General features: G+C 62.5%; 8 protein-coding genes. 6 read left to right on the top strand and 2 right to left on the bottom strand.

From position 1 onward, the window contains the following. Nucleotides 1–582 precede the first annotated feature (582 nt). A complete protein-coding gene (locus RJ1_RS25070) occupies nt 583–4,098 on the bottom strand; it encodes a serine/threonine-protein kinase (RefSeq protein WP_073364914.1) in 3,516 nt (1,171 codons plus the stop codon). Between the two features lie 818 nt (nt 4,099–4,916). On the opposite strand from RJ1_RS25070, the gene RJ1_RS25065 reads away from it, so the two are divergent. After that, nucleotides 4,917–5,168 carry a hypothetical protein gene (locus RJ1_RS25065; protein WP_143048831.1) on the top strand — a complete coding sequence of 84 codons (252 nt, stop codon included), beginning with the start codon at nt 4,917–4,919 and terminating at the stop codon, nt 5,166–5,168. A gap of 1,054 nt (nt 5,169–6,222) precedes the next feature. Next, the gene (locus tag RJ1_RS25060; RefSeq protein WP_073364910.1) at nt 6,223–7,695 is read left to right on the top strand and encodes an APC family permease; all 1,473 of its coding nucleotides are present in this window, start codon (nt 6,223–6,225) and stop codon (nt 7,693–7,695) included. 181 nt (nt 7,696–7,876) lie between these two features. Here the strand turns inward: RJ1_RS25060 and RJ1_RS46045 are convergent, their stop codons facing one another. Next, nucleotides 7,877–8,095 (bottom strand): hypothetical protein, encoded by a 219-nt coding sequence (locus tag RJ1_RS46045; RefSeq protein WP_143048832.1) that lies wholly within the window; start codon nt 8,093–8,095, stop codon nt 7,877–7,879. A gap of 129 nt (nt 8,096–8,224) precedes the next feature. Between RJ1_RS46045 and RJ1_RS25055 the strand changes: the two genes are divergently transcribed. The 4 genes from RJ1_RS25055 to RJ1_RS25035 all read left to right on the top strand — a co-directional run bounded on the left by RJ1_RS25055 (nt 8,225) and on the right by RJ1_RS25035 (nt 14,266). Then, the gene (locus RJ1_RS25055; RefSeq protein WP_073364908.1) at nt 8,225–9,610 is read left to right on the top strand and encodes a flavin monoamine oxidase family protein; all 1,386 of its coding nucleotides are present in this window, start codon (nt 8,225–8,227) and stop codon (nt 9,608–9,610) included. A 932-nt stretch (nt 9,611–10,542) separates the two neighbouring features. Next, the gene (locus RJ1_RS25045; RefSeq protein WP_073364905.1) at nt 10,543–11,418 is read left to right on the top strand and encodes an FAD binding domain-containing protein; all 876 of its coding nucleotides are present in this window, start codon (nt 10,543–10,545) and stop codon (nt 11,416–11,418) included. Further along, nucleotides 11,415–11,918, top strand: coding sequence for a (2Fe-2S)-binding protein (locus RJ1_RS25040; protein ID WP_073364903.1), 504 nt, complete (start codon nt 11,415–11,417; stop codon nt 11,916–11,918). The genes RJ1_RS25045 and RJ1_RS25040 overlap by 4 nt, the downstream gene beginning before the upstream one ends. After that, a complete protein-coding gene (locus RJ1_RS25035; RefSeq protein ID WP_073364901.1) occupies nt 11,918–14,266 on the top strand; it encodes a xanthine dehydrogenase family protein molybdopterin-binding subunit in 2,349 nt (782 codons plus the stop codon). The genes RJ1_RS25040 and RJ1_RS25035 overlap by 1 nt, the downstream gene beginning before the upstream one ends. Nucleotides 14,267–14,328: the final 62 nt, after the last annotated feature.

Here is a 14,328-nt window from a genome sequence, read left to right as displayed (position 1 = left end):
TCGCCCGCGGCGCTCTCGTCCCGCGAACCTGGATCGTTGAGGACCCTCGGTTCGAGAAGTTCGTGATGAATCAGGATCAATCTTCGTTCGCGATTCCGCTACACCACCGGCATCTAGCTATTCGACCATGCGCATCAGCCTCAGCGTCCGCATCTTATCGACAGGTATGGCGAGATGGTGGAGCGGCCCGGGCGGTCCCTCGACAGGTGGTGAACTCCTGGAACGCTGTCCCCAACAATCGGTGCTCCTGCCGGTGAAACACGGATGACGGGCACCAGGTTCCGGCCGAGGTAAATGACACCCCACGCTGACATTGCAAATTCACCACGTGACTCGCTCCTGCGTTCGGAGGGGCATCGATAACCTTGATCGTCTCAATTCTCACCGTGGTGACCTTCATGATGCGGTCAACGAGCAGGGCGGGTCGTGTGCTCGGCGCACCAAATCATGGGGGCGTTGACGATGCCGGACACACTGTCTGTGCAATCGTCACTCGCTGTCGCGGTTGCGCTGCTGGACGCTCCTATCGGCACCTGCTGCATATCCATGTCCACGACGGGATGCGCTTCTAGAAAAGTCGTTTCAGAATCCGTGCTCGGCGGTCAGAACCTCGGTCAGAAACGACACTGGAATTCGTAACCACTCTGATGGCCAGTTACCGCTGCGTTGATCGTCGCGGAGGGCTGTGATGATGGAGAGTACGTGCGGACCTTCGTCGCACAGGAGACGGACGAGGCCGAGATCGGCGCACTGGGCCGCGACTGGGGCCAACGTTCTCTTGGCTTGATCGATCCTCTTCGCCGCCGCAAGACATTCTGTAAGCAGAAGATTCGCCTGCATTAACGCCCGCGGCCGGCCCTGGACCTTGAGGTCGTTCACCAGCGCCGCTGCTCGTGTGCATGCCTGATCAATTCGGTTGGGCTCCCCTGTCGCCGCAAGTATCCTTATCGCCGAGTCTTCGCGGAGTTCGGCGGTTACCGCCACAATGCCGTCTCGTTGTCGGAGCAGTTCAGCATCACCACCAGACGCATCCTGTGAGCTTCGAGGGTTCGTAGCGGTTTCGGATGTTGCGGACAGTCCCCACCTGATTTCCTCGTTCCTGACTCTGGCGGCCAACCGCGGGAGCGCGAGAACTTCAGCCGTCCTTGCTCCGTCGTGCAACCGTTGGTGCGCGGATTCAAGATCGCCCCGTAGCGCCTTGATTCGCGCCCCGATCGCATACGTGGCGAGCATGAAATCGACTACGCCGCCCTCGGGTCCGAGTTGGACGCTTTCATCCAGAAGCCGCTCGGCGGCGGTAACGTCGTTTCGCTCGTACAGCAACTCACCGAGGAGTGCACCAGCCAACCGCACCGAGTACGAATGGGCGCCCCCATATTCCCTGGCGAGGAGCATTGCCTTCTGAAAGTTTTCCTCGGCCCCCACCACGTCGAGTTGTTCTCTTGCTGCGATTCCGGCAAAACAGTATCCGTACATCACGCTGAACGGACCGCTCGTCCGCAGATGGTAGGGGACTCCCCAGTTCTGCCATCGCCTCGCCGCGGCGAAGTCGAACCGATAGATCTCGACGAAGGTAGCGACATCCACTGCCGCCGAAACGACCCACGGGCGCAGAGTATCCGGTCGGGCGAGGCATTCCGACACCAACTCATCCACGCCGTCGATCCGGTCCGCGGAGATCTCAATAGCTCCTTTGACGATATCGGCCTCCACCCGTAGATCCGCAACTTCAGACGCTGGTAAGTGACTGTCATCGAGCAGGGCGTAGACGCGGTCGAGTGCCGCCGGTGCGGACGTAATGCGCTGCAGCTCGCTCGCCCACGCCACCGCGATCTGTAGCCGTGGGCTCGATACCGCAAGTTGTGGTGGGAGTTTCGCGATAAGAGCGAGCAGGGTAGACATCTGAGAGTGCTCGAGCAGACGCGTCCCATCCAGTTCAACCAGCTCGACAGCCCGCTGCTGATCTCCCGCGGCCAATGCATGATCGACGGCCTCGCTGAGGAATTCATGATCGGCAAACCACCGCGATGCCGTCCGATGAAGCTCGATGACCCGATCAGGGCGATCCCGGCCGAGCCGGCGCCGCAGAAACTGCGCGAAGAGATGGTGATAACGGAACCACTCCCCGTCCTCATCCATCCTGCGCAGGAAGAGGTCCCGATCCTCGGCTTCCTCGAGCATCGCCTGCCCTCGAGTCACCCCGGCCAGCGCTGACGCGAGATCGCCACTGATCCGTTCGGTGACTGAGGTCGCCAGCAGGAACTCGAGAGTCTTCGGTTCCAGGGTATCGAGCACGTTCTCGGCTAAGTATTCGCCGATGGCATGATGTCGTCCCGACATGTGCCCGATCAACTCGGCGGGGTCCTCGCACCCCCGCAACGACAGGGAGGCCAACTGGAGAGCGGCTACCCACCCGTCGGTCGATTCCCGCAGGCGGAACACGTCGTCATTCTCGAGTTCCAGCCCCGCCAGATCGACAAGAAAGGAGCGTGACTCCGATTCGTTGAACCGCAATGCTGTGGAATCGATCTCGACCAGTTCATCGCGAACCCGCATCCTACTCAAAGGGAGCCCGGCCTGCGTTCTGCTCGTGACAATGACTTGGAGGTGGTGACAACCATTCTGGAGGAGAAAATCCAGCGCTCCACGAGTCGCATCATTCGTTACCCGGTGCCAATCGTCGATGACAGCAGCCATGCATTCACCCCTGTCATGGATCTCGTCGATCAATGAGGTCAGAATGTAGCGCTCAGCCTCGTCACCATGTTCCTCTAGAGCCTGACCTAGCTCATCCGCAACCGCAGGCCGTACGCGTCGAATCGCCTCGATCAGGTGCGTCAGAAACCAGACGACGTTATTGTCGTCATCATCTACGCTCAGCCACGCAACCGCCATTCCCGACTCGGTCAGAACATCACGCCACTGAGCAGCGAGTGTGCTCTTGCCGAACCCGGCTGGCGCGTGAATTACCATCAGCCGCCGATCCTGTCCGGCGCGCAGGGTCTCGATCAGTCGATCCCGCACAACCAACGACCGGGTGGGAGTCGGTGGTCGAAACTTGGTCGCCGGAGAGGGCGGCGCGTGGACCGGTGCAGGTTGCTTTCGGGCGTCCATCGTGAGTGGACGAGGACTGGCCGACTCAGGTCCGGTCGAGCCTTCGACGATACCTTCGCCGACTTGCTGCTCGGTGCCGGGATCAGCGGCCAGCGCAAGCTCATCCACACTGCAGCCATGTCGACGCTGAATCTCGCGAAGCTCGTCCCCAAACTCGGCTGCGGTGACAGGACGGTCAGTTGCCTTGCCAGCCATGGCCCGTTCGATGGCCGCGCACACGTCGTCGGGAAAGCCCTCCCCGCGCAGATCAGGAATGGGCTGCGTGGTGATACGAAGGAATTGGGCGACTACTTGCTCCCCCTTGCGGCGTTCGAAAGCAGCGTGGCCGGTGACAGCGCAGAAGAGCGTCGCGCCGAGGCCGTAGATGTCCGCACTCGAGGTGGGTGGCTCACCCCGGAGCACCTCCGGGGCCGTGAAGGCTGGCGAGCCGGCGACAGCTCCCGTGGAGGTCTGGAAGCCGCCGGCAATCCGGGCGATGCCGAAATCGGTCAGCTGAGGTTCGCCGTAATCGGTCAGCAGGATGTTGCCGGGTTTCACATCGCGATGCTGGGTGCCGACGCGGTGCGCGGCCTCGAGGGCGCCCGCCAGCTTCACTCCGACTCGGAGTGCCTCCTTCCAGTCGAGCGGTCCGGTGCCGTGGATCCGCGCGTCCAGTGAACCGCGAGGGTGGTATTGCATCACAATGTACGGTCGACCGCTCTCCGTAGTGCCGACCTGATGAATATTGACAATGTTCGGGTGGCCGGACAGTCTGCCCATCGCTCGTTGTTCGCGCAGGAATCGCTCGAGGTTCTCGGCGTCGAGGTCGGAGGTGAGGACTTTGATGGCGACGATGCGATCGAGGGACGGCTGCTCACATCGGTAGACGACACCGAACCCGCCGCGACCGATCTCCTGTGCATTCTCGAAACCGGCCACCGCGAGTTCGGTCGTGATCGCAGGTATCACGTCGCGCTGCGTCGCCAGTGGATCAATCTCGGGCATCGACGGCCTCAATCCCCTGGTGTGCTATCTGCTGCGACGCCAAACCTCGGGCTATTTTCTCGGTCAGGACGTGAGCGCGCAGATGGACTGGAACGCAAACCTCTAGAAGGCGTATCCAACGCAACCACCTCTTGATGCCGTTCACTCAAGGATATCGTCGATCGCGTGCCACCAGGCTCAGATAATCCATCAGACTTGGGCTCGCGATGAAGTCGCTCACCCCGGGGTGGCTCGCCGGTCGGGCATCCTCTTCGCGGATCGGCGTGCTTTGTCGACGCCTTCGCCGCGTCGTCGATCTCTCAAGTTTCGCCAGCATCGTCGCCGATGAAGGTATCCGGAGGATGGAGGCAGCACCGTCCACCCCGGTGATGCTGGTACGGGATTCTCGCACTGGCGCCTCGCTCGGATGCCCCTTTCGCTGACTGGATTCTCGTTTGATTATCTGAGGCTGCGGCTACGTTCAGACCTAAGGACTCGTCGCGTTCCTCACCGGCACCAGTGAGAATGTTGTCGAGGTCGGTGGGGTGAAACGAGCCAGTGGTGCGAAAAGCGCTCCGATTGACGCCGAAAAGGCGGCCCGCGATGCGCTCGCTCAAAGCGGCTCGTGCGCCGGTGCTGCGGGGGGTGCTACGCCTGATTCTCGGTACCCGACAAGCGGTCCTGGTCGGTCGCACCAAGCGATAAACGGTCGAGAGCATCATCGTGGTCGTACCCGAAAAGGTTCGAAGCGAACTGCGCGGCAAGTCCCTGCTCAACAGCTCAATCGCAGCGAGGCACGCACACCCCCGAAAACCGCGGCCATCGAACACCGAGTGACCGTGTCGACGCTGACCTTTGTCGCCAGACTGATCCGCCTCCTGTCAGAGCAGATCGCTTTCTCGACCCCGCGCTGCTGGCCGAACCGGTGGTCGGTTCGGCCGTCGCCGCCCAGCTGCCAAAGCTGGTCCTATCGCGGACGAACCCGCAACGAAGCGGCATTCGCCGCCCTCGCCGGAGTCGTCCAGGTCGATCTCCACGAAACCTGGCACCACGTCGTCCCGCTGTACCCACGTACGGATCCGGATCTGTGACTTGCATAATGGTCCGGCTTCGTGTGCGAATGACCCCGCAACCCATGCTTGACGCGTTCCGTGCCAGCCGGCGGTTCGATGGTCGCCGCCGACGTCGACACCAACAGATCCGCGGTGTCGGCGGCGTCGATGTCGAGTTCGGTGAAGTTTCTCAGAACGAGCACCAGCGCCGGCAAGATCGGAGCCAACCGCTTGCGGGCTGGCATCCACAGCAATTCCCATCAGACGGTCAATGCGGCAATGACTTTCGGTCGCATTTCGGTGGACGCGGCGTGCGCGCCCGCACCACCTTCGGCGTCAACGGACGTCGCAACGCATTGCGCGCATGGTCACCAAGCCAGCCGGTCGGCGCATACAACTCGCGGAGAATCGGCTGCTTTCCCGCCTCGCCGGAACTTGTAACACGTTGCGATCGCCTTCGCCACAGCAACCCTATCGGACCCGATACGACCTGTACCCCAGCCCACTCCAGCGCGCCATACCCGGGCATTGCCAGATGAGGCAACGACGACGTCTAGCGGGCAATTTGGATGAAGTAACGCGGGCTATTGACAGGTTGAAGCGACCAGTTGTACGTTCATCATGGTCAAATTACGGACGTTAGTTATCCAGGCGCTCGCCGATGGATAAACACACGTTTTCGACTGGAGAAGCTGATGACTCGGTCAAGATCTGAGAAGGCGTCGTCCGGCGAAATCTGGCGATCCGACCGTGTGCCGCCGACGGTCCCATATGGCCTATCAGTGCAGGTTGGAAGGGGCTGGGTAGCCGAACCCCCTCACCCCGACCGGGATGCTGGAGCTCCTCGTCGCGCTGGAAATCTGATCGCAACAGGCCGCCCCACTCGCCCGCATGGCCTATCTCGACGGAGCCACTCCTAACTAAGTTTCCATTAGTACGAGCGACAACGTCCGATTCACAAATCGAATCACCCTAGTCGTCGATAATTCGGTCGCGTCTTCCAATAGACCGCCTAATAGTTGCCAGCGGCTAGGCGCGCATGACACATACAATGGGGCCGTTCACGGCTCAATTCTCAAGAATGGAGACGTGTATGACAGACATGGAGCTTCCGGCGGGCGATGACGACCATTTGGCCGCACTACAATCGGAAAGTCTATCCATAGCCAAGGCCATGGGCATGGGCGCCGCTTACATCGCGCCCTGCGTCATCATGATCTCGACGACCGCGGGCATTGCGCTGACGGCTGGGAGCGGATCATGGCTCGCCATTCTGTTGGACATTCCCGTCCTCATCTGCCTGGTGGCAGCAATCGCAGTGTTCGCCCGCCGGTACATCGTCACCGGCTCACTGATGTCCTATCTGGGTGATGCCTTCGGCGAGAAGTCCCGGATTGTATCTGGGTCTCCACTGATCATCGGATATCTGGCTTTGATGCCAGTCGCCAGTATCTTCACCCTGATCTTTGCTCAAGGGCTGCTCCTCGATCTCGAACAATCGTGGGCCAACGCGCCGTCGGCGCAGGTCGGTGTCATAGCCGCGCTGTCGCTCCTTGCCGGCTACATCGCCTATCGAGGCGTCGAGCTTTCGGCACGCTGGGCTATTGGCGCGACGCTAGTGTCCGTTCCCTTCGTGCTCATTGTCCTCGTCGCGACGTTGCTCCATAACAACGTCGCCTGGGATACGGCGCTCACCTTGAAGGGCGTCCATCTATCTGACCTGACATCGGGTCTCGTCCTGGCCTTCACCGGACTGGTCGGATTTGAGGGATTCACTGCTCTTGGGCGCGAAACCAGGGATCCCGTTCGAAACATTCCGCGAATCCTCTACTTCCTGGTCGCGCTCGTTGTAGCGCTCATCCTGCTCGGATGCCTTGTATTCGCACCAGTGCTCCTGAACAACCTAGATGCGATCAACACCGGCGAGTCGCCATCGGCGATCCTGGCAAATGCCGCCGGGGTTGGCTTACTCAACGTGCCCCTGGACGCCAGCCTGACTGTTGGAGCTTTCGCCTGCATGATCGCGGTTTTCAATACCGCATCACGCATCATCGCAACAGCTGCAACCGACGGCATGCTCCCCTCATGGCTCGGAAGGATCAGCCCGAAGTCACACACGCCCGCCCGGGCCGTGGCGATCCTGGGTATCTTCGCAGTCGGCGTACCAGCGTTGTCCCAGTTTGTAGTTCGGCAATCACCCATGCAAGCCATGACCGCGATCTCTCCCACACTCATTTACCTCTGGCTTTTCCCCTACGCCGCGATGTGCGTCGGGCTCGTCGCCCTGAAGCGCCGAGACGGCAAGTTGGTGTCCATTGCATCAGGTGCCGGCGTGTTCGGATTCGGGTTCATCGCATGGCTTCTCGTGTACAACGTGACACACGTGACGGGGACAATTCAAAGAGTCGCACCCATAATCGGCATTGGCCTTGCCGCTCTCTTGTTGATCGTGTCGCTTGGACGAACGTTGGGAGCGCCACGACGTCGTTCCACCCCGCAGACAAACCTGCAAACGATCGTCACCGCGCCATCTCTTGACCAGCAGTTCGAAGACGACCCGATATAGGTGGTACTAACTTACGCGCTAATAACGCCGGTTGGCCGCTAGAGTCTGCCCACTTCGCTCAACAGCCACACCGAGGGTGATCCACTCCTGGTATGGCTGTAGACATTGCGGCAGCGAATAGACTTTCATTAGAAGTGATCACTCGTACGCCTGGCATGAATCTTCTGTCCCTTGCAGCAGCTCAACTGATCAGAATCGGGACGACGAGGGCGCACACCCGGGCTCCGTCCATGCATTCGGCGGCAGGTATCTCTGGCAACGCCTCACCCAAGACCATCCCGACCGGGGCCCAGAGCAGGGCTCCTGCACCCCAGTGGCGGCCGTTGCCCAATGCGGGCCAGGCAGCGTGGGTCGCTACCGCCGGGGCGGGTGCTTCGAGGGGAACAAACTCTTCCCGCACGCGACGTTCTTTCACCGCATTGCAGCCCGATCACCGCCGCTCCCCCAATCGAAAATCTGAATACGGCGGCTCGCAAGGCCTTCCCAGGAGCTTAGAACTCACCACTCAGAATATGAACGGAGAAACGTTATGCATTACGACTACGACGTCATCGTCATAGGCGCCGGATTTGCGGGCGCCACGGCGGCACGTGAATGCTCGACACGGGGGCTTCGCACCGTCCTGCTCGAAGCACGGGACAGGGTGGGAGGACGAACGTGGACGTCGCGGCTGACCGATGGCGAGCTCATCGAGATCGGCGGCACCTATGTCCACTGGCTTCAGCCGCACACGTGGTCGGAGATCAGCCGGTACGGCCTTGACACTGAGATCGTGGCCGGAGCGGAACCGCCCGAGTGGGCGCTGGTTCCGGCAGGCTCAGGCCTGAAGTGGTACGGCTTCGAAGAACACGAGCGTCGCGAGAAGGCCTTGCTCGAGCGGTTCTTCGAGCCGTCACGGGGGGCGGTTCCGCGTCCTTTCGATCCGCAGTTCGCAGGCGAGATGGTGGCAGATCTCGACCAGCTCTCGGTCCGCGATCGACTCGACCAGATGGACCTTTCGCCCGACGACGACGCGTACCTCGCCGGCCTCCTCAGTTTGGAATCGGGCGACGACGTCTCGAAGAGCAGCTTCCTGACGCTGATGCGCTGGTGGGCGCTGTCCGGCCACAACTACGAGGCAAACCAGGAGGCGGTGTTCGGCTACAAGTTGGCCCGCGGCACGGTCAGCCTCATCAACGCGATGATCGCCGACGGCGGAGCCGAACTTCGCCTCAACGACCCGGTGACGGCCGTGACCAGCGACCAGGACGGCGTCCGGGTGGACACCGCAAGCCATGACACCTTCTCTGCCCCGACCGCAGTCATCGCGACCCCGTCGGGTATCTGGCCGCGCATCGAGTTCTCGCCGGCTCTGTCGGCCGATCGAGCTTCGGCTGCCCGCGAGGGTATGCAGGTACCACGCGGGTCGAGGATCGTCGCCGTGATCCGAGGAGAGAGTCGTCGCTTTTACGTTCAGCCTCATGCTGGGCATCCGATTGGCATGATGTGGTCCGCCCACCAGCGATCGTCGGACGAACAGGTAATTGGACTCTTCGGCAGTCCTACCCTTAACGATGCTCACGATCTGGAAGAGGTCACGGCGGCGATCCAGGACATTCTCCCGCACGTCGAGGTTGCTGAGATCGCCGCCGGCACATATATGGACTACGACGATTTCGCCGGGGGTGGTTGGCCGTTCCCGAAACTCGGCCAGCTCGCGCGCTTCGCGCCGCACAAGAACTTCGCGCGGCCCGAGGGCCGACTCGTCTTCGCTACATCAGATATCGCAAGCGGCTGGTGCGGATTCATCGACGGCGCGATCGAGTCCGGCCTTCGCGCGGGGCGGCAGGTGCGGGAGATGCGCCACGTCGGCAGCCAACAGATAACTGTGCTGGGAGGGGCATCCTCGAGTCCCGCCGCAACGTCGATCGGCTAGAGGGCTTGGTCCGACGAAGTGGGGTGATTCGGCGTCGTTGTTTCAAGACGTTGAAGTACGGACCGGAGTTCCCTGAACGGTGCGGAGCACTCTGTGAGGCAAAGTGATTCATGGAGAGCTTCACTAACTGGTACAACCACGAACATCGGCACACCGGGATCGGCTTACGGCATCAAGGTCTACTTCTGCGACAGTTACAGCCTGCGCGTGGCAGCGAAGGGCGAAGACGATCACCAACGGACCACTGCGCAATGCTTCAGGCCTTAAACATCTCTCGCTATGAAAGACGCGAACTCGACGCCATCGCGGCGACATTGAACAACCACCCACGCAAGTCCTCGATGGGCGCATACCTACCGAAGTTCCTACCGGGCAACGCTAGTCAGTGAAACAACGTTGTGCCGAGACGGCCGGTTGAATCCGCCACCGAACGGCCTCTGCGGCGAAACATCATGCACGACAGGACCTGATGAAGTACATTGACGGGTTTTACCACTCACGGCGGCGGCATTCGGCGCTCGACTACAGCTTCCCGAACGAGGTCTACTACAGTTACCAGCACACCGCGATCGCGGACCGAATTTGGCGATCTCCATTGTCTGAGATCTTCGCGGCAGACCACTGAGCCCGATCGGCAGCGCTTCGACCTCATGTGGTGGGAAGCCCGCTGTCGCCGCCTTGGCTACTCCGTGATATAGCAGCGACCTGCGGCTATTGACAAGTAGAACTGACTAAATGTACGTTCGTGGCCGTGCATACGTACGTTAGTTATTCGGACATGCTTGCCGTGGCGAACGCACGTTTCGATTGGAGAATCCAGTGATTCGTTCAAGACTTGAGGAAGATGGACGACGTGCGGCGCAGGGCTCGCGGTCCGACCGGAGCCCTCGAACGGCGCCGTGTGGCAGGTCGCACAAGGAAGTGTGTGGGCGATGAAACCCGCTGCCTTCGAATATCTGTCGCCGACGTCGCTGACTGCGGCGGTGGAGGCCCTGACCAACACGGACGGAGGTGCCACCAAGGTCCTTGCCGGGGGACAGAGCCTGATGCCGCAGCTGAACTTCCGCCTGGCTCACCCCACCAGGATCGTGGACATCAACGGGATCGCCGCGCTGAGCGAGATCTCCGAGGCGGATGGCCTGCTGACCATCGGCGCGCTTGTCCGGCAGCGCACAGCGGAGCGCTCCGATGTGGTTCGCCGCGCATGCCCTCTTCTGGCCGAGGCTGTCCGGCTCATCGGCTACCCTGCGATCCGTAACCGCGGCACCATCGGCGGGAGCCTGGCCCACGCCGACCCGGGCGCCGAGCTCCCAGCCGTCGCAGTCTGCCTCGATGCGGAGATTGTCGTGGAGGGGCCGGCCGGCGAGCGCGTCATACCGGCAGCCGAGTTCTTTACCGGGCCCTTCAGCACCCGACTTGCCGATGACGAGATCCTCACCGCTGTGCGTGTCCGGTCCGCCGCATCGGGCACCGGCGCGGCCTACGAGGAGCTATCCCGTAAGCATGTCGGCTTCGCGATGGCGGGCGTCGCCGCAGTCGTACGTCTCGACGGTGACACGGTCGCCGAGGCCCGGGTCGCGGTGTCCGGGGTGGGTACCACCCCCGTTCGGGCGAACAGGGCCGAGGCCGCCCTCGCCGGACAGGCCCCCGTCGAGAAAGCCATTGCCGACGCAGCAGCCGCCGCGCTCGAGGGCATCAGCCCCACGTCCGACCTGCACGCCTCGGCCGCCTACCGCCGCCACGTCGCCGGCGTGCTCATTCGCCGTGCCCTGACCTCCGCCACCACACACGCCCGGGAGAACCGATGACCACACGTGAGATCACAGTGACGGTGAACGGCAGAAACCGTACCGCCACCGTCGAGGCCCGGCGCACGCTCGCCGACTTTCTCCGGGAAGATCTCGGGCTGACCGGAACCCATCTCGGATGCGAACACGGCGTATGCGGCGCGTGCACCGTGATGCTCGATGGCGAGGCTGCGCGTTCCTGTTTGCAGCTCGCAGTGCAGGTCGACGGCCACGAGATCACGACAGTCGAGGGGCTGGCAAAGGACGGCGTGCTACACCCCGTGCAGCAGGCCCTGCGCGAGAGTAACGCGTTCCAATGCGGGTTCTGCACCCCCGGTTTCGTCATGTCCATTTGCTCCATGATCGCCGAGGGCACCCGTCCCGAATCCCGCGCACAGATCCGGAGGGAGCTCTCTGGTAATACGTGCCGCTGCACGGGATACCAGCAAATCATCGACGGCGTTGAGCGGGCACTGGCAGCGGGGACCGCCGCCGCTGGCGCCACGGAGACGGAACACTGATGGCTGGCGTAATCTCAGGTCTGGTCGGCGCACGGATCGGACGCAAGGAAGACGTCCGCCTCCTCACCGGGGCGGGCCGCTACGTCAGCGACGTGCAGGACCGCTCGATGCTGCATTGCTACTTCCTGCGCAGCTCGGTGGCGCACGCCCGGATCACCAGCATCGATGTCACCGCGGCGCGCGAACTCGAGGGTGTGGTGCATATCTTCACGGGCGCCGACATGAGCGCAATCACCAACGACCTCAACTTTGCGCTGCCCATCCCCGGCCTGCACTGCCCGTCCTATCCGGCGATCGCGCGTGACGTAGTCCGATTTGTCGGCGAGCCTGTCGCCCTGGTCGTGGCCGAGAACCGCTATTTGGCCGAGGACGCGGCTGGGCTGATCACGGTGGAATATGAGGTCCTCGAGCCGGTGATGAGCACGACCGCCGGGCTCGCCGATGGCGCGCCGCAGCTCTTCGATGATGTGCCGGGCAACATTATCCACTCCGACGACCAACTCTTCGGCGACATCGAGGCCGCGTTCTCCATGGCAGACCATGTGGTCACCGAGAGCTTCTCGCAGCACCGCTGGGCGCCGGTGCCGATGGAGGGGCGCGGTGGCGTCGCCACCTTCGACCGTGGAACAGGCCAGCTCACCTACGAGGCCTCCACCCAGACCAGCCACACCCTGCGGTTCGTCCTGGCGGAGTTGATCAACCACCCAATCCACCAGATCCGGGTGACCGCCAACGACATCGGCGGCTCCTTCGGCCTCAAGTTCTCGGTCTATCGTGAGGACGTCGCCCTGTGCGCTGCGGCGAAGCATCTCGGCGCGGTGCTCAAGTGGGTCGAAGACCGCCATGAGAATCTCACCGCCGCTGGCGGAGCCCGCGAGGAGCAGGTCAACATCGAGGCGGCGGTAACGTCCAACGGCACCCTGCTAGGTCTGCGCGTGGCGGTGCTGCTCGACCACGGCGCCTACCCGATCAACTTACCGAGCACCCTCTTCCCCGGACTCATGCGCATGTGCCTCCCCGGGCCGTACCGCCTGCCCGCCTATCAGTTCAGTCACAAAATCGTGGCCACCAACAAGGCGAGCTACGTCTCCCTGAGGGGACCCGGTGCCGTCGAAACGATCGTGCGCGAGCGAATGCTCGACAAGATCGCTCAGGAGGTTGGCATCTCGCCAGTGGAGGTGCGCAGGCGCAACATGCTGACGCTCGACGACCAGCCAACCAAGATGATCACCAATGTCACGCTCGAGAATTGCACGGCCGCCGAAACACTCGAAACGCTCATCGAGCGGATCGACCTGGACGCAATCGCGCGCGATCAGGAGCAAGCCCGTGCCGAAGGCAGGCTGATCGGATTCGGGCTCAGCACCCATATCAACCCCGAGCCGGGCACTCCCGACTTCTGGGCTGGCGCCGGTTTCCCCTTCTGCGCAGAGCCCGCCCGGATGCGGATCGAGATCGACGGCAAAGTTACGGTCTTCACCCCGCAGGTACCGCACGGCCAGGGCCACGAGACCACCTTCGCCCAGCTGATCGGTGACGAACTCGGTGTGGCATTCGAGGACGTCCGCGTTGTCTGGGGCGACACCGACGCAACGCCGTTTGGGATGATTGGCACCGGCGCTAGCCGCGCCGGGACCATGGCCAGCGGCGCGATCGTTCTCGCCTCCCGCGAGCTGAAACGGCGGATCCTCGACATCGCGTCAGCCATGCTCGAGGCGAACGTGGACGACCTGCAGATCGAGAACGGCATCGTCGCAGTGAAAGGCGCGCCCGGGGCTTCGGTGCCCATGGCGCAAATCGCCATGGGGTGCTACCTCGCCCCCGAACAGATGCCGCCAGGCGCGAACACGAACCTTGAGTACGTCGCCAGCTACGACGGCGAGAATGGCGGCTTCTCACAGGCCAGCCACGCATGCTGGGTGGAGATCGACCAGGAGACGGGCATGGTCGAGATCATCCGATTCCTCGTCGTCGAAGACTGCGGGCGGGTCATAAACCCGGCCGTCGTCGACGGCCAGGTCATCGGCGGTATCGCCATGGGAATCGGTGGGATGATGTACGAGCACTCCGCCTACGGCGATGACGGGCAGCACTTGTCGTCGACGTTCATGGACTACCTAATGCCCTCGGCGGCGGATGTTCCCGAGATCGAGATCGAACACCTGGAGTTCGAGACAGACAAGATGATCGGCTCTCGCGGCGTGGGCGAAGGTGGCACGGTGCTCGCTCCGGCCGCGCTGCTTTGCGCGATCGATGACGCACTCGCGCAGGTTGGACGGGGCCGGGTGGCCGAGACGCCCCTCACTCCTACGCGGATCCTGGAGCTGCTCGGAGTGCTGGACGGCTGAGTTCGCCTGCAGCGTCTCGTCCCGTGCGGCTACATGACCCGACAACAGTCGGAATCCGACAT

The organism is Rhodococcus jostii NBRC 16295 (assembly GCF_001894825.1).
Lineage (GTDB): Bacteria > Actinomycetota > Actinomycetes > Mycobacteriales > Mycobacteriaceae > Rhodococcus_F > Rhodococcus_F jostii.
The sequence above is the reverse complement of the archived record's forward strand: the minus strand, read 5'-3'. Positions and strand labels throughout refer to the sequence as shown.